The sequence below is a fragment of the Halobacillus seohaensis genome (assembly GCF_042663045.1).
Taxonomy (GTDB): Bacteria; Bacillota; Bacilli; order Bacillales; family Halobacillaceae; genus Halobacillus_A; species Halobacillus_A seohaensis.
Genome location: NZ_JBHSZV010000004.1, coordinates 164,804 through 180,542, shown reverse-complemented (window position 1 = coordinate 180,542; position 15,739 = coordinate 164,804). Strand labels below are relative to the sequence as shown.

At 37.1% G+C, this 15,739-nt stretch carries 17 protein-coding genes; 13 read left to right on the top strand and 4 right to left on the bottom strand.

From position 1 onward, the window contains the following. Positions 1 to 38 precede the first annotated feature (38 nt). The 3 genes from ACFQIC_RS01180 to ACFQIC_RS01170 are packed head-to-tail and all read right to left on the bottom strand — an operon-like array spanning position 39 to position 1,102. On the bottom strand, positions 39 to 608 hold the full coding sequence (locus ACFQIC_RS01180) for a manganese catalase family protein (protein WP_204706478.1): 570 nt from the start codon (positions 606 to 608) through the stop codon (positions 39 to 41). Between the two features lie 21 nt (positions 609 to 629). Continuing rightward, positions 630 to 887 (bottom strand): spore coat protein CotJB, encoded by a 258-nt coding sequence (locus ACFQIC_RS01175; protein ID WP_204706477.1) that lies wholly within the window; start codon positions 885 to 887, stop codon positions 630 to 632. After that, on the bottom strand, positions 884 to 1,102 hold the full coding sequence (locus ACFQIC_RS01170) for a spore coat associated protein CotJA (RefSeq protein ID WP_204706476.1): 219 nt from the start codon (positions 1,100 to 1,102) through the stop codon (positions 884 to 886). The genes ACFQIC_RS01175 and ACFQIC_RS01170 overlap by 4 nt, the downstream gene beginning before the upstream one ends. 532 nt (positions 1,103 to 1,634) lie before the next feature. Here ACFQIC_RS01170 and ACFQIC_RS01165 point away from each other — a divergent pair. The 5 genes from ACFQIC_RS01165 to ACFQIC_RS01145 all read left to right on the top strand — a co-directional run bounded on the left by ACFQIC_RS01165 (position 1,635) and on the right by ACFQIC_RS01145 (position 6,817). Then, on the top strand, positions 1,635 to 2,534 hold the full coding sequence (locus tag ACFQIC_RS01165; protein WP_204706475.1) for a MerR family transcriptional regulator: 900 nt from the start codon (positions 1,635 to 1,637) through the stop codon (positions 2,532 to 2,534). A 136-nt stretch (positions 2,535 to 2,670) separates the two neighbouring features. Continuing rightward, positions 2,671 to 3,252, top strand: coding sequence for a genetic competence negative regulator (locus tag ACFQIC_RS01160; protein WP_204706473.1), 582 nt, complete (start codon positions 2,671 to 2,673; stop codon positions 3,250 to 3,252). A 133-nt stretch (positions 3,253 to 3,385) separates the two neighbouring features. Continuing rightward, positions 3,386 to 4,321, top strand: a complete 936-nt coding sequence (locus ACFQIC_RS01155; RefSeq protein WP_204706471.1) for a D-alanine--D-alanine ligase — start codon at positions 3,386 to 3,388, stop codon at positions 4,319 to 4,321. Between the two features lie 135 nt (positions 4,322 to 4,456). After that, complete coding sequence (locus ACFQIC_RS01150) at positions 4,457 to 5,737, top strand: Glu/Leu/Phe/Val family dehydrogenase (protein WP_204706469.1); 1,281 nt, start codon at positions 4,457 to 4,459, stop codon at positions 5,735 to 5,737. A 99-nt stretch (positions 5,738 to 5,836) separates the two neighbouring features. Next, positions 5,837 to 6,817: a YpdA family putative bacillithiol disulfide reductase gene (locus ACFQIC_RS01145; RefSeq protein ID WP_204706467.1), complete on the top strand. Its 981-nt coding sequence runs from the start codon at positions 5,837 to 5,839 to the stop codon at positions 6,815 to 6,817. A gap of 19 nt (positions 6,818 to 6,836) precedes the next feature. Here ACFQIC_RS01145 and ACFQIC_RS01140 read toward each other — a convergent pair whose 3' ends face one another. Next, positions 6,837 to 7,808 carry an asparaginase gene (locus ACFQIC_RS01140; protein WP_204706465.1) on the bottom strand — a complete coding sequence of 324 codons (972 nt, stop codon included), beginning with the start codon at positions 7,806 to 7,808 and terminating at the stop codon, positions 6,837 to 6,839. Between the two features lie 92 nt (positions 7,809 to 7,900). Between ACFQIC_RS01140 and prsW the strand changes: the two genes are divergently transcribed. From prsW to fni, 8 genes are all read left to right on the top strand, one after another. Beyond that, entirely contained in the window at positions 7,901 to 8,566 is a 666-nt protein-coding gene (gene prsW, locus ACFQIC_RS01135; protein ID WP_204706463.1) for a glutamic-type intramembrane protease PrsW, read from the top strand. A 99-nt stretch (positions 8,567 to 8,665) separates the two neighbouring features. Next, a complete protein-coding gene (sleB, locus tag ACFQIC_RS01130; RefSeq protein ID WP_204706461.1) occupies positions 8,666 to 9,445 on the top strand; it encodes a spore cortex-lytic enzyme in 780 nt (259 codons plus the stop codon). Between the two features lie 11 nt (positions 9,446 to 9,456). Beyond that, the gene (gene ypeB, locus ACFQIC_RS01125; protein ID WP_204706459.1) at positions 9,457 to 10,797 is read left to right on the top strand and encodes a germination protein YpeB; all 1,341 of its coding nucleotides are present in this window, start codon (positions 9,457 to 9,459) and stop codon (positions 10,795 to 10,797) included. Positions 10,798 to 10,923: 126 nt separating this feature from the next. Continuing rightward, a complete protein-coding gene (locus tag ACFQIC_RS01120) occupies positions 10,924 to 11,589 on the top strand; it encodes a flagellar brake protein (protein WP_204706457.1) in 666 nt (221 codons plus the stop codon). A 125-nt stretch (positions 11,590 to 11,714) separates the two neighbouring features. After that, on the top strand, positions 11,715 to 12,398 hold the full coding sequence (cmk, locus tag ACFQIC_RS01115; protein WP_204706455.1) for a (d)CMP kinase: 684 nt from the start codon (positions 11,715 to 11,717) through the stop codon (positions 12,396 to 12,398). A 2-nt stretch (positions 12,399 to 12,400) separates the two neighbouring features. After that, entirely contained in the window at positions 12,401 to 12,991 is a 591-nt protein-coding gene (locus ACFQIC_RS01110) for a lysophospholipid acyltransferase family protein (protein ID WP_204706453.1), read from the top strand. 91 nt (positions 12,992 to 13,082) lie between these two features. Continuing rightward, positions 13,083 to 14,225: a 30S ribosomal protein S1 gene (gene rpsA, locus ACFQIC_RS01105; RefSeq protein ID WP_204706451.1), complete on the top strand. Its 1,143-nt coding sequence runs from the start codon at positions 13,083 to 13,085 to the stop codon at positions 14,223 to 14,225. A 6-nt stretch (positions 14,226 to 14,231) separates the two neighbouring features. Then, positions 14,232 to 15,266 carry a type 2 isopentenyl-diphosphate Delta-isomerase gene (fni, locus tag ACFQIC_RS01100; protein WP_390216896.1) on the top strand — a complete coding sequence of 345 codons (1,035 nt, stop codon included), beginning with the start codon at positions 14,232 to 14,234 and terminating at the stop codon, positions 15,264 to 15,266. Positions 15,267 to 15,739 lie beyond the last annotated feature (473 nt).

Sequence of the window (15,739 nt, the reverse complement as noted above, 5' to 3'; positions counted from 1 at the left end):
AAAGTACAGCTCCAGTAAGAAAGGAGCTGGAATTTTCATTAATAAAATTGCTTCTTATCTCGTTCTTGTTTTAGAATTTCTACGGCTTCTCTAAATCGTTGAGAATGGACAATTTCTCTTTCTCTTAAAAACTTAAGACCATCGTTTAAAGAAGGGTCATCAGACATGTTTATAATCCATTGATAAGTAGCTCTTGCTTTTTCCTCTGCAGCGATATCTTCATATAGATCTGCTATTGGATCTCCCTTTGCTTGGATATAAGTAGCTGTCCATGGGGCGCCTGCTGCGTTATGATAAAATAAGGCTTTATCATGATTCGCATAATGTGCGCCTAAACCAGCTTGTTTAAGTTGCTCTGGTGTAGCGTCTTTTGTTAACTTATAAATCATGGCGGCAATCATCTCTAGATGGGCAAATTCTTCCGTACCAATATCTGTTAACAGTCCAATTACCTTATCTGGTATGGAATATCTTTGATTGAGATAGCGGAGTGCTGCTGATAATTCCCCATCTGCTCCTCCGTATTGTTCAATTAAATATCTAGCTAACGTAGGGTTACACTCACTTACGTTTACTGGATATTGTAATTTTTTTTCATAATACCACATGATATTCCTCCTTTGACAATTTTACATTTGCCATGGCCAAGGTGCATCGTTCCAACTCCACGGATAGGAAGAGTAACTCTCGCCATATTGCCTTAATGGTCCAAATTGTTGTTCGTATTGATTTTTCAACTGTTTGCTTTGTGAAGCTAACTGGTTAAATTGTTGAATAGAAGTGTAGTCCTGAGGATGAGTATCCAAATATAATGTTAACTCTACTAAGGCGAAATCAACCTGTTGGATTTGTTCCATTAGCTGCAATTGTTCCTTACTCGGCTTCATTTACGCTCACCTCTTATCGGAGTAGGATAAGGGTCAAAGAGGACAGGCCATAGAGTCCCTCTGCATAATGCTTCTTTTAAAGAGTACTGAGGTAAACCAGCTGGTTGGAATCCTAAGTATAAATTAGGAGGAGTTTGGTAAGATTTCCATTCAATAGGGGGACACGGGTCATTTGTACTTACATAAGGCTGATACCATTTGATAGGAGTGTACATAATCATCACCTTTCTGACGTTCATACCTTCACAATATGTGTGAAGAACTTGTACTATTCATTTCTCAAGAAGGAATTAATTGCCTCCATAGAGAAAACAAATAAATATAAAGAGAAAGAGGTGAAGCTATGTTTGGTAAAAATACTAGGAAACCCGTATACAAATTAATCATAGCTAAAAAGCGCACCTGCGATATGGCATGGGAAACGGAGAAACTCCTTTGGGAAAAGTGGACATGGTGAGACTCCGAAGCGAGGAGGCACAGAGAAAAATAGAGCATTTTTAAGAATGATGTAATTCTTTGAGGGAGGCTCACCGTACACCACGGAAAGCGAATCAATTTCTCGATCCCATTCCTCTGTCTTTACTAACGTAACCATTCGATTAATACGGCTCGATGTTGAATAAACTTCATCAATCCCATGAAAAATGTACGGTTTAATGGCAGGTGCTAAAGACTATGCAATTTCATACAAGGATTTATTCAACATCATTATAATTGTGAAAAACGAACCTTCATGTGGAGGCAAATATGCAAAATCAAAAAGCGAAATATAATATTAAAGCAGTCTCTCAAATGCTCAATATACAAGCTGGTACACTTCGAGCATGGGAGCGTCGATATCAAATAATTCAGCCAGTTCGAAATGAAGCTGGACACCGCATATACACAGATGAGCATCTTCATACTCTGAAATGGTTAATTAATAAGGTGAACAAAGGGTTTACGATTTCTCAAGCTATAGCTTTATTAGAAAATAATGATGAATTCCAAATAGCTCCACAAAAAAAAGAAGAAAGAAATCACTTAGAAGTAACCGGAGATGATTTACTGCAATGTTTGTTATCATTTGACGAAAGGTCTGCACAATTAAAACTTGAGGAAGCTTTTAGCTTGTTTTCACCTGAAACGGTAGCAATGTATATCTTTAGTCCAATATTAGTAGAGACAGGAAATTTATGGGAGAGCAAACAAATCACAAGTGCTCATGAAAACTTTGTCAGTAATTTTCTTCGGTTTCGCATTGGGATGATGTTGCTTTCAATACCAACAATTGGAGACAAGCAAAAAGCTCTCCTTGTGTGTGGACCCAACGAACATCATGAATTAGGTTTAATGATTTTTGCATTATTTTTAAAGCGTAGAGGATACGATGTCGTTTATTTAGGACAAAGCCCTGCTAGTGGTGATTTAGAAATAGTAATTGATGAAATAAAACCGGAATTTATATTTCTGTCTTGTACAATTAAAAAAAATATACCGCTGGCCACTCGCTTAGTGGAGTCTTTAGAGGAGCAATTTCCTACGCTAGAAATTGGTCTGGGTGGTTATGTGTACGAAACAATGCCTGAACTAAATAAACGATTTAAAAAATATATTGTAGGCAACACGAAGAGTTCATGGGAAGATTGGTTGAATGCAAGAAGCTAATTATTAATTATTGTTGTAAAAATTCTTGCCCCTAAGCTGATTCATGGATATAATTCTAAAAAAAGTGCCATAATTAGTGCAGCAATCATAAGATATAGATAACAGATATTCGCTTTAAAAAAGGGGGGGCGTATACATGAGAGTTGAAAGAATGTCTAGTGAGAAATTTAAAATATTTTTGACGTTTGACGATTTATTAGATAGAGGATTAACAAAAGAAGAGCTTTGGAATGATTTGCCTAGAGTTCATAGAGTATTTAGTGATATGATGTATGACGCCGGAATTGAACTTGGTGTAGAGTTAAATGGTATGCTGTTGGTTCAAGTTTATTTACTGCAAGCACAAGGCATGCTTGTTGTGGTAACAAAGTCTACAGAAGATATTGATGAAGATGAAGATTTTCTAGAAATGAAATTAACACTGGATGAAAGTAAGGAAATGATTTTTGCATTTGATGATTTTGAAGATGTAATTCAGGCTGGGTTCCACTTATATGCTCTGGATGTAAAAAAGGGTGATGTATACCTTTATAATGATCATTATTATATGATGTTGGAAGACGAAGCAATTATCCATCTTGATACTGAACAAGTGATCGCACTACTATCTGAATTTTCGTCTGCCTCCGCAATAACTTCCCATCGATTAACAGAATATGGACAATCGATTATGAAAAATGATGCGATTGATACAATTTATAAATATTTCTCTAAATAACTTTTATATAGTGTGGAACGTTGCTTTAAGCTTCGTTCTTTTTGTTTGTTTCAATTAGAAGGTCTGTCAGGAACGTGTTAAAATAACGAAGGTTGTTTTACTATTTTGGGACAGAAGAATGGAGTGTACATGGATGAAAATTGCAGTATTATATGGTGGAATTTCAGGCGAGCGTGAAGTATCTTTATCAACAGGAAAAGGTGTTATACAGGCATTAATAAACAAAGGGCATGAGGTTAAAGGGATTGACTTCGATCCAGGTAAATTAGATGAAGTGTTAAATTTAGACGTAGACCTAGTTTTTATAGGTCTTCATGGTCGTTTTGGAGAAGATGGGAAGATCCAAGGCTTATTAGATATGTTAAATATACCTTATGTAGGATCTGGCGTCCTTTCCTCAGCTTTAGCCATGGATAAAGCTAAATCAAAACAAATTTTTTCTAGTCAAGGGATTCAAACTGCTTTTAGTCGAACGTATGTGGTAAATCAGTTTGAAAAGCTAAGTGATATAGTTATGGATGTAAAAGCTAACTTTTCAATCCCGTTCGTTGTAAAGCCTAATCAAGAGGGTTCTACACTTGGGTTAACGATTGTAAAAGAAGAGCAACAAATCCAAAAAGCATTAGAAGTTGCATCAGCCTCTGATTCCGTACTTTTAGTTGAAGAATATGTAGGGGGAAGAGAGGTTACTGTTCCTGTTGTAGGTAAACAAGGTGAAGAAGAAGCGTTACCCGTAATCGAAATTATACCTAAAAATGACTACTACGATTTTGATTCTAAATATAAACCAGGAGGAAGTGAACATATTGTTCCTGCTAAAGTATCTGAGGATTTGACTAAACAACTTCAAACAAACGCAGTTAAAGCTCATCAGCTCTTAAGTTGTGATGTTTATTCTCGAGTGGACTTTATAATAAATGAAAATAACATTCCGATCATTTTAGAAGTGAATACACTTCCTGGTATGACGCCTACTAGTCTTTTTCCAGATTCCGCTCAAGTCATTGGATGGAGTTATGATGATTTAATAGAACGTTTCGTGACTCTATCAGTAACTGACAAAAAGTAAAGGGTGTAACCGCTTACATTTAAGTTTGAATTTAAAAAGAAAGCTGTCAATTCGCTTTTCATAACCGTAACTTACGTGTATACTATTGACTGAAAGAACAGCCTAAGCGAATGGTTTCATATAGGAGGTAAATCGATGGTAGCCGACAAACCTGACGATAATGCAAATGAGCAGAATGATAAGTTAGATGTCCTAAAATCCACTCAAAAAGTGGTGAAGAAAGCCTTAGAAAAACTAGGTTATCCTAATGAAGTTTATGAACTATTAAAAGAACCAGTTCGAATGATGACTGTAAGAATCCCTGTACGTATGGATAATGACTCTATTAAGATTTTTACAGGATATCGGGCTCAACATAATGATGCGGTTGGTCCAACAAAGGGTGGCGTTCGGTTTCATCCAAATGTATCTGAAAAAGAAGTAAAGGCTCTCTCTATTTGGATGAGTCTAAAAGCAGGAATTGTCGATTTACCATATGGCGGTGGTAAAGGTGGTATAGTGTGTGATCCAAGAGACATGTCTTTTCGTGAGCTAGAAGGGATAAGTCGTGGTTATGTTCGTGCAATTAGCCAGATTGTTGGTCCAACAAAGGACATCCCTGCTCCAGATGTTTTTACGAACTCTCAGATTATGGCTTGGATGATGGATGAGTACAGCCGTATTGATGAGTTTAATAATCCAGGGTTTATTACAGGCAAACCGCTTGTTCTTGGTGGATCTCATGGGCGAGAATCTGCAACAGCTAAAGGAGTCACCATTTGTATAGAGGAAGCTGCTAAGAAAAAAGGAATACAAATCGAAGGGGCCCGGGTAGTTGTACAGGGATTTGGAAACGCCGGGAGTTTTCTTGCAAAATTCATGCATGAGAAAGGTGCGAATGTTGTTGGCATTTCAGACGCTCATGGTGGATTGTATGATCCGGATGGATTAGATATTGATTACTTACTAGACCGTAGAGATAGCTTTGGTACTGTAACAAATCTCTTCAAAAATACAATTACAAATCAAGAACTTCTTGAACTTGATTGTGATATCTTAGTCCCTGCTGCAATAGAGAACCAAATTACAGAAGATAATGCTGAGAAAATTAAAGCTAGCATTATTGTAGAAGCTGCCAATGGACCTACGACGCTTGAAGCAACTAGGATTTTATCCGAGCGTGGTATTTTATTAGTTCCTGATGTGTTAGCGTCTGCTGGTGGTGTAACTGTCTCATACTTCGAATGGGTGCAAAACAACCAGGGTTATTACTGGACAGAAGAAGAAGTGGAAGAGAAATTGCATAAAGTGATCATTAAAGGATTTGAGAATGTTTTTAGAACTGCTGAAAATCGAAGAGTGGATATGCGGCTTGCTGCTTATATGGTAGGTGTTAGAAAGATGGCAGAAGCCTCAAGGTTCCGCGGGTGGATATAGGTTGATTCAAAATATTAAATCTCCTATCATTTACATGGTAGGAGATTTTTCTATGTTTTAAAAATATAGTCGGTTCATCTAGAATGAGGAGTGACAATCGTGCAAGAAGAACAAGTGATTATTATAGGATCTGGACCGTGCGGAATGAGCACGGCCATTGAACTCAAGAAGCAAGGAATAGATTCCCTAATTATTGAAAAAGGTAGTGTTGTAAATTCAATCTTTCACTATCCTACGCATCAAACTTTTTTCAGTTCTAGTGAAAAGCTGGAGATCGGTCAGATCCCTTTCATAACAGAGAGACAAAAACCCGTTCGAAATGAAGCTTTAGCGTATTATCGCGCGGTTGCTGATCGAGAAGAATTGCGTATTCAATCATTTGAGAAGGTAACAAATGTAAAGAAAGAAGCGGGGACATTTCACCTGGTGACCGAAAAGAATTCTGGTGAAACGAAGGAGTATAAAGCCAAATATGTTGTAGTTGCAACAGGGTATTACGATCAACCTAACCCAATGGGAGTCGAAGGGGAAAAGTTGGGAAAAGTTATGCATTACTTTAAAGAAGCTCATCCCTACTTTAACAAGGATGTAGTAGTTGTAGGGGGGAAGAATTCTGCTGCAGACGCTACATTGGAATTAGTTAAAGCTGGCGCAAACGTTACGGTATTATATCGAGGAGAGGAATACTCTAAAAGTATCAAACCTTGGATTTTACCGCAATTTGAAGCTTTAGTGAATAAGGAAATAGTTAAAATGGAGTTTTGTGCTAATCTTAAAGAAATTACGGAAGACCAAGTTATATACGAGTGTCAAGGAGAAGTGCGGTACCTTCCCAATGACTTTGTATTTGCAATGACAGGTTATCGACCTAATCACAGTTTTTTAACAGAGATGGGTATTGATATGGATGATGATACTGGACGTCCTGCTTTTGAACCTCAAACGATGGAAACCAATATAAGAGGTCTTTATATTGCGGGGGTAATTGCTGCAGGCTACAATAACAATGAAATCTTCATCGAAAATGGACGTTTTCATGGCGTTCATATTGCGAATGCAATTACACAGAAACAAGCATAGTTGAAAAAACTATGCTTGTTTAATAACTGAACATTGGTGTTAGTTCTAACGGGTTTTTAGTCATTTCAAGGACAATCATAAGTTTGATACGTGCTTTAGGGCCTGTTAATCCATTGGCAAAAATAACACCCATTTCTCTTAATTGTCGTCCCCCGCCCTCATAATCGTAAGTGTCCTGGACAATGCCCTTATAACATCTGGAAACAAGCACAACAGGTATATCTTTTTCTATGGTTGCCTTAATTGCCTGTAGTGTTTTAGGTGGTAAGTTTCCTTGCCCCAGGGCTTCAATTACAATTCCGTCCACTGCATTCTCTCTTACCGCATTAATTAAGGAACCGTCCATGCCTGCGTATGCTTTGATTAATGCTACACTTTTACTCAGTTTTTGAATCGGATAAGAATCATGACTTGTGATTTTGTGATGAAAAAATACATCGTTTTTGGTAGTAATTCCTATCGGTCCATATTGAGGACTTTGGAAAGTAGCCACGTTACTTGTGGATGTTTTCGTGACATTCTTAGCTGTGTGAATTTCGTCATTCATTACTACTAGGACACCTTTATTCTGGGCTTCATCACAGCCTGCGACTCGAATCGCGCTAAGTAAATTATAAAGACCATCTGTACCAATTTCGTTACTTGATCTCATAGCCCCAGTTACAATGACTGGTTTTCTAGTTTGTAAAAATAAATCTAAAAAATACGCTGTTTCTTCTAATGTATCTGTTCCATGGGTAATGACAACTCCATCATAGTTTTTTTTGGCAAGCTTTTCATGGATATGTCGACCTAACTGCAGCATATGGTCAGGTCGGATCTGAGGGGAAGGAAGATGAAATAAGATTTCGTCTTCTATTTCTGTTTTTCCTTTTAAAATGGTTGTAATCTCTTTTAGAGGGTGCTGGTCTTCTGTATTTACTTTACCTGTTTCTTTATTTTCTTTCATCGAAATTGTACCGCCTGTATGTATGATCAAAATGGTTTTCATACGATTCACCTGCCTATTCATATTCCTTTTCGTACATCTACATGATACGATGAAATGAAGGGAAAGGAAAGAGAGAGGGCTGACTGATTACTATGGCCATATTAACAACAGCTATTGCACCAGCTGTAGCTTTAATGACGTTTATATATCTAAGTAAAAGGATTGAACTAGAACCTCTTCCCTTAATAATCCGTATGTTTATTATAGGGGCTATTTTAGTTTTTCCTCTTATGTTTCTTCAATATGCTTTTGAAAACGAAGGTCTAATCCAGTCTCCTTTGTTGAAATCAATACTTTTAGCTGGATTAATGGAAGAATTCTTTAAATGGTTTTTTCTGCTATTCGTAGCTTATCGCCATGCTGCTTTTGATCATCATTACGATGGCATTATTTATGGGGTAGCAATTAGCTTAGGTTTCGCCACTTTAGAAAATATCATTTATTTGTTTGCAAATGGCATTGAGATTGCTTTATTACGTGCGGTATTTCCTGTTTCATCTCATGCGCTTTTTGGAATATTAATGGGTTTTTACATTGGCAAGGCAAAATTCTCAAGTGAAAATAAGAAAGGAATGATTGCCTTAGCGTTGGTCATACCAGTGTTTTTACATAGCTTATATGATTATTTTATAGTTTCCGCTATTTGGCCATATTTAATTATCCCCTTTATGTTGATATTATGGTTAGTAAGCATCAGGAAAATCAGACTAGCCAATAAGCATCATGAACAACTTTTTCATTCAAATACAACTGATTAGCTTCCTCTTTGAGGAGGCTTTTTTTTATGGAAATGTATATTGTTGTATTTTTGTCTAAAACTACCTCTATAAATACAGAATGGGTCAGGGGTGAAAAAGATGATTTGGAAGAAAATCATAATGGTTGTTTTATTGTTCACACTTCTTATTTTACCTGTGCCACAATTTAACTCAGGCGGACCTGCTCACGCCTTTTCTGAGCAAGTGATCCAACAAGGTGCGGTAGGAGAAGATGTTATAGAATTACAAGATCGCTTAAAACATTTAGGTTTTTATAATGGTTCGGTAGATGGTGTATTTGGTTGGGGTACCTACTGGTCTGTGAGAAACTTCCAGGATGAATTTGGAATGGATATTGATGGTCTAGCAGGACAGCAAGTAAAGGATAAATTAGTAAAAGCCACTAAGGGGTATAAGAAGTCCCAACCCTCTAACGAAGGCCAGCAAGGTGATACGAATCAAGGTCAGCAAGCCAATAATGATACACCCGCTGAACCAACAGCAGTAAATTCTCCCGGAGGATATTCCCAAAATGACATACAATTAATGGCCAATGCAGTATATGGAGAAGCCCGAGGAGAGCCCCATGAAGGAAAAGTTGCTGTAGCAGCGGTTATTCTCAATCGAGTTGATAGTGCTACGTTTCCAAATTCAGTATCGGGAGTTATTTTCGAACCACGAGCGTTTACTGCTGTATCTGATGGACAGATATGGTTGACTCCTGATGAAAAGGCTAAAGAAGCTGTAGTTGATGCAATCAATGGTATGGATCCATCAGGAAACGCAACTTATTATTTTAATCCAGTTACGGCTACTTCTGATTGGATTTGGTCTCGACCACAAATAAAAAAAATCGGGAAACACATATTTTGTAAATAGGAGGTGTAGTAATGTTTCGATGGATCACGATCACTTTATTAACCATCTCAGTTATTGGGCTAGCAGTTTTTGGATATAAAGAGCACCAAGAAAAGAATGCAGTTCTTATCCAAGCAGAAAATAGTTATCAACGGGCTTTTCATGAATTAACGGGGGATATTGACCTTTTACACGATAAAATTGGTGCAACATTGGCAATGAATTCAAGGAAGCAATTGTCACCTCAGTTGGCTGAAATCTGGAGAATTACTTCACAAGCTAGTTCTGATGTAGGGCAATTACCGTTAACATTACTTCCTTTTAATAAAACAGAAGAATTTCTGTTTGATATTGGAGATTTTGCTTACAATACGGCTGTCAGGGATTTAGAAAAGAAACCCCTTTCAGAGGATGAAATTGCAGGGTTAGAAGCTTTATATAAACAGTCAGGTGAGATTAAAGATGAATTACGAAATGTACAGAGTATGGTACTACATGATAATCTCCGTTGGATGGATGTGGAATTAGCACTGTCGACTAATGATGAACCTGCTGACAACACGATTATCAATGGATTTGAGACGGTTGAGAAGTCGATGGATGGATATAAAGAAACCAATATGGAAACGGGTATGTCTTCAGAACCGGATCAACTAGATTTATCGCATATTAAAGGTGAAGAAATAGATGAAAGCCAAGCTAAAGATATCGCTGAAAACTGGTTAGAAAAAGGTGATAGTAACGAGTTCACAGTTACTAATAGTGGTAAAGGTGCCGATATACCAACAGTCACAGTATCAAGGCGAGGAGACACGAATGGATATATAGATATGACGAAAAAGGGTGGATTTCCTTTATCAATAATGATCGATCGCGAAGTAAAGGAAGCCTCTATAGGACTGAATGAAGCGTCTAAAAAAGCTGAGAGTTATATTAAAAAGCTCGATTTATCGGATATGAAATTAGTGGAAAGTACTCAATATGATAATGTCGGTGTATTTCGTTTTATTTATATGAAAGATAATATAAGGTACTACTCAAACTCAGTTCAAGTAAAAGTAGCACTAGACAATGGAGATTTACTTAGCATGAGTGCTTTAGAATATTTCAGCCGTCCAAATGGAAACATTGATAAAAAACCTAAAATGACAGAAGATGAAGCTAAAGAAATGATTAACGGTAATCTGGAAATCCAAGAAAATCACTTGGCTGTTATTGAAAATGAGGCAAAAGAGGTTACTTTATGTTATGAATTTTTGACAACAAGAGAAGATGAAACTTACCGAATTTTTATTAATGCGGATAACGGGAATGAAGAAAAAGTAGAAACTTTAAATTCTAGTGAAGAAAAGTTTGATCCGTCTGTTTCTTAATAAGCTGCCCGATCGGGCAGCTTATTATTTTTGATTCTTTAGACCTATGCACTTCCCAACATTTATTTTTTTTGAGATACTAGTTTTAATCAATAGGAATGAAAAAGGGGAAACGGGGGTTGGACAATGTTCAAAGTAGGAACATCAGTCACATTAGAGTTACATAAAAATGATGAAAAAGAATCAGAGAGTTTCAAATGTCGATTGGTTGATCATGCGAAAGATTCAATTTATATTGATTATCCTGTCAATATTGAAACTCAAAGAACAGCGTTTTTCTTTGAAGGAACACAATTTCAGGCAAGCTTTGTTGGTGAAGATGGATCAATTTATAGGTTTGCGACGGAAGTTGTCGCACGAAGAAAAATGAACATTCCTGTTATTGTGCTAACTTTTCCAGGAACTGAGGAACTTGTTCGTATTCAAAGAAGACAATATGTTCGAATCGATACAACGATAGATATTGCTGTAAATGATAAGGAAAATCAATTATCTCCGTTTACTACGGTTACTCGCGATATTAGTGGGGGAGGTGTAGCCATTATCCCACCTGTAAATCAGCAATTAACACCAAAACAGATTTTACATCTCACCCTAGTGTTACCAATGAATTCAGGGGAATATTATTATATTGAAGCTACAGGACTAGTCATACGTTCTAGTAAGGTAAAAGGAAGCGATATAGAATCGACATCTATTAAATTTGAGGAAATTGACGAGAAGTATCGCCAAATCATTATTAAGTATTGTTTTGAGCAACAGATGAACATTCGTAAAAGTAAACGATTATAGTTATATATATATATAGATTTTAAGATTGCTTTTATGTTATTCTTTACGAGTATAATGAGTGATATTTATATACATATAGATAGAGTGTATTCATGTTAGTTTTGAAAAAAAATGGAGGAAGTATTATGACACGTGATTTAGCCATTGCAATTGATGGGCCAGCAGCAGCTGGCAAAAGTACAGTAGCAAGAAAGGTTGCCCAAAAATTATCTTATATATATATAGATACTGGTGCGATGTATCGAGCACTTACCTTAAAGGCTATTCAAACTGGAAAAGACCTTGAGAACGGAGAAGGCTTAGCCCAATTACTTTTCCAAACCAATATAGAACTTGTGCAAGAAACAGATGGTCAACATGTATGGTTAGATTCAATTGATGTATCAAAAGATATTCGTACAAACAAAGTAACATCCCATGTATCTTATGTGGCCGAGCACCCTCAAGTTCGAAAAGAAATGGTGGATCGTCAGCAGAAACTCGTTGAACAGCGAAGAGTAGTTATGGACGGTCGGGATATTGGAACCCATGTTATTCCTGATGCAGAAGTGAAAATATTTATGATTGCTTCGGTAAAGGAGCGAGCAGAACGCCGTCATAAAGAAAACCTTCAACAAGGTTTTCGGTCTGATCTCGGCGAATTAAGAGAAGAGATCAGAAAGCGAGATGAAATAGACTCAAAGCGAGAAACCGCACCACTTGTCAAAGCAAAGGATGCTATCGAATTGGACACGACCTCATTATCAGTTGATGAAGTCGTAGAATGTATTATTTCAATCGTAAAGAATAAACAAATGGAGGGAAAGTAGTTTTGAATTTATATAAAATAGGGAAAGCAATATGTACGATCATTTTCTATCCCCTCTATAGAATTAAAGTAGTAGGTAAAGAAAACATTCCTAAAGAAGGCCCTGTTATCATTTGTTCTAATCATATTTCTAATATTGATCCACCAGTTGTGGGGATTACTAACCAGAGAAATCTATATTTTTTAGCTAAAGAAGAACTATTTAAGAATAAAGTTATTGGAGGAATTCTTAAAAGGGTTCAGGCATTTCCTATTAAGCGTGGAATGAGGGATCGTAATGCATTAAGAAAAGGATTAGATATTCTTAAACAAAATCATGCTTTAGGGTTGTTCCCAGAGGGTAGTAGACAAAAGAGTGGTGATATTGGAAAAGGATTAGCAGGAGCTGGATTTTTTGCGTTGCGCTCTAATGCGGCCATAGTACCCTGTGCCATTATTGGCCCATATCGCAAGTTTAAGCCCCTTAAGGTAGTCTATGGAGAACCATTGGATATGCAATCATACCGCGATGAAAAAGCGTCTGCTCAGGTTGTTACTGATTATATCATGGAAGAAATCAGACAATTGCATAAAATCCATAGCAAAGAAGGGTAAATACTTGACAAACTGCTCCAAATATTAGAAGTTAGACAAAAGGGCATTTCTGTAATTAGGTTGTGTCGGAAATCGAAGGAGGTAGCTTGGTATGGATGAAATGAACCATGAAGTATCAGGAATGAAAGAATTTTCTGCAGGGGATATCGTGACTGGTAAAGTCGTGAAAATTGAGGAAAAACAAGTCCTTGTAGATGTTGGATATAAAGTAGAAGGCATTGTTCCTATTAGCGAATTATCCAGTCTGCATGTAGAAAAAGCTTCCGATGTAGTGAATGAAGGTGACGAAATTACTCTGCAAGTTAAAAAAGTAGAAGATGATGAAATCGTGTTATCTAAACGAGCTGTAGACGCGGACCAAGCATGGCAAGATCTGGAAGCTAAGTTCGAGAGTGGTGAAATTTTCGAAGCAGAGGTTAAAGATGTCGTTAAAGGTGGACTCGTCGTTGATATTGGACTACGCGGTTTCATTCCAGCTTCCTTAGTTGAAACGTATTATGTAGAAGATTTCGAAGACTATAAAGGTAAAAACCTTAATTTAAAAGTAGTAGAACTGGATCGTGAGCAAAATCGTGTGATTCTATCTCACCGAGCTGTTATTGAAGCTGAAGAAACCTCTAAAAAGCAAGAAGTTCTTCAATCGCTCGAGGAGGGACAAGTTATAGAGGGGACAGTACAACGATTAACAGACTTTGGTGCCTTCGTAAACCTTGGTGGTATCGATGGTCTTGTACATATCTCTCAGCTCTCTCATGAACATGTCGAGAAAGCTTCAGATGTTGTAGAAGAAGGTCAGGCCATTAATGTGAAAGTTCTCTCCGTTGATCGTGATAATGAGAGAATTTCTCTATCTCTAAAAGCGACCCAGCCAGGCCCTTGGCATGACATTGCTGATCGTGTGAAGACTGGAGAAGTTGTAGACGGTACTGTTCGTCGTCTTGTTAGCTTTGGTGCTTTTGTGGAAGTATTCCCTGGTGTAGAAGGATTAGTTCACATTTCTCAAATATCCAATCATCACATCGGAACGCCTGGTGAAGTTCTTGAAGAAGGACAAACCGTTAGTGTCAAGGTTCTTGATGTGGATGGGGATGCTAAACGCTTATCCTTAAGCATGAAAGAATTAGAACGTGACCAAAGTCGTGCAGATATGAAACAATATGAAAAAGAAGAAGACAATTCAGGTTTTTCTCTAAGCGACATGATTGGTGATCAACTAGATAAATACAAAAATTAGGCGGTGATGGATTTGTCGAGGGCCGAAAGAAAACTCGATCATATTCGTCACGCACTTGGTCATGAACGGGATGTTTATAATCATTTTGATGATATAGACATAGTTCATCAAAGTTTCACATCGTTAAACTTTGACAAACTTCATTTAACAACTCACGTAGGAGAACTTAATTTAAGTTCTCCTATTTTTGTTAATGCAATGACCGGTGGTGGCGGAGAACAAACCTTAAATATTAATAAAGATTTGGCGAGAGCTGCTTCTGAAACTGGCATAAGTATGGCGGTTGGATCACAAATGGCTGCCATTAAAGACCCTGCGGAGCGACCTAGTTATCAAGTTGTTCGACAAGAGAATCCGAATGGAATTGTATTTGCGAACGTTGGGAGTGAAGCTACACTTAATCAGGCTCTAACAGCAGTTGATATGGTTGATGCGAATGGCTTGCAAATCCATTTAAATACTTTACAGGAACTTATTATGCCTGAAGGTGATCGTGACTTTAGCACACGCCTGAACAACATTCAGGATATTGTTAGCTCAATAGACCTCCCTGTTATTGTAAAAGAAGTGGGGTACGGGATGTCTAAAGAAGCTATTAGACATCTACACTCGATAGGAGTACGTTATATAGATGTAGGAGGAAGAGGAGGGACAAACTTTTCCAAAGTTGAAAATATGCGACGCCAAAGACCATTTGCATCGTTTGACAATTGGGGTATACCTACCACTTTTTCTTTGTTAGAAGCACGTAATGTACGAAAAGAGTTAGATTTACATGTTTTAGGTTCAGGTGGTATTCGTCATGGCTTAGATGGGGCGAAGGCTCTTGTGTTAGGCGCAAGCTCGTTTGGGATGGCTGGAACATTGTTAAAAATTTTATTAGAACAAGGTTATGATCAACTGATTGATGAGATTCATCATATTCATAAAGAAATTAAAATAGTTATGATGCTGACAGATTCTGCAAAGGTATCAGAGTTAAGTGAAAGTCCATATGTGTTGTATGGTAAGCTAAAAGAATGGGAAAGTCAGAGAGTTTGATAGCTAATGTTATCGACTTTCTTTATTATTGACTACTTTAATGATAATGTTGATATTTGCCGTAGTTGAAACGGGTTAAGGGTATGACGAGAACGGTTAGCTCTCCGCGATCTTTATTTACCTAGAGAGCTTGTTGAATATGAGAAGTGACTTCTTAAATTTGTAAACATCTAAAATAACAGGTGAAATAACATACTATGTTTAGCCTGAATAATAGTACAATTAACAAACAAAAACGTTTGGATTTTTAATTCCAAGCGTTCTTTTTTATGTTTTATTGTTAAACTAAAGCCCCATTATATTATTTAATAAAAGAATGGTGTGACCGTCATTTAAAATGAAACAGTTTCTGCTAAAATAACTGACACACTTCACTGGAAATTATAATCCCCATTTTATAGTGAATTGCAGCCTCTAATAACAAAACATTTGTTAATCATTGTCCTGATTTATACGGTGGTTTCCGTTACAAA

Excerpts from the sequence above, each read along its gene's own strand:
- prsW (WP_204706463.1), top strand. The coding sequence starts at position 7,901 with ATGGCCATATTAACAACAGCTATTGCACCAGCTGTAGCTTTAATGACG.
- ACFQIC_RS01170 (WP_204706476.1), bottom strand. The coding sequence starts at position 1,102 with ATGTACACTCCTATCAAATGGTATCAGCCTTATGTAAGTACAAATGAC.
- ypeB (WP_204706459.1), top strand. The coding sequence starts at position 9,457 with ATGTTTCGATGGATCACGATCACTTTATTAACCATCTCAGTTATTGGG.
- rpsA (WP_204706451.1), top strand. The coding sequence starts at position 13,083 with ATGGATGAAATGAACCATGAAGTATCAGGAATGAAAGAATTTTCTGCA.
- ACFQIC_RS01140 (WP_204706465.1), bottom strand. The coding sequence starts at position 7,808 with ATGAAAACCATTTTGATCATACATACAGGCGGTACAATTTCGATGAAA.
- ACFQIC_RS01120 (WP_204706457.1), top strand. The coding sequence starts at position 10,924 with ATGTTCAAAGTAGGAACATCAGTCACATTAGAGTTACATAAAAATGAT.
- ACFQIC_RS01150 (WP_204706469.1), top strand. The coding sequence starts at position 4,457 with ATGGTAGCCGACAAACCTGACGATAATGCAAATGAGCAGAATGATAAG.
- ACFQIC_RS01155 (WP_204706471.1), top strand. The coding sequence starts at position 3,386 with ATGAAAATTGCAGTATTATATGGTGGAATTTCAGGCGAGCGTGAAGTA.
- cmk (WP_204706455.1), top strand. The coding sequence starts at position 11,715 with ATGACACGTGATTTAGCCATTGCAATTGATGGGCCAGCAGCAGCTGGC.
- ACFQIC_RS01160 (WP_204706473.1), top strand. The coding sequence starts at position 2,671 with ATGAGAGTTGAAAGAATGTCTAGTGAGAAATTTAAAATATTTTTGACG.
- ACFQIC_RS01165 (WP_204706475.1), top strand. The coding sequence starts at position 1,635 with ATGCAAAATCAAAAAGCGAAATATAATATTAAAGCAGTCTCTCAAATG.
- ACFQIC_RS01180 (WP_204706478.1), bottom strand. The coding sequence starts at position 608 with ATGTGGTATTATGAAAAAAAATTACAATATCCAGTAAACGTAAGTGAG.
- fni (WP_390216896.1), top strand. The coding sequence starts at position 14,232 with ATGGATTTGTCGAGGGCCGAAAGAAAACTCGATCATATTCGTCACGCA.
- ACFQIC_RS01175 (WP_204706477.1), bottom strand. The coding sequence starts at position 887 with ATGAAGCCGAGTAAGGAACAATTGCAGCTAATGGAACAAATCCAACAG.
- sleB (WP_204706461.1), top strand. The coding sequence starts at position 8,666 with ATGATTTGGAAGAAAATCATAATGGTTGTTTTATTGTTCACACTTCTT.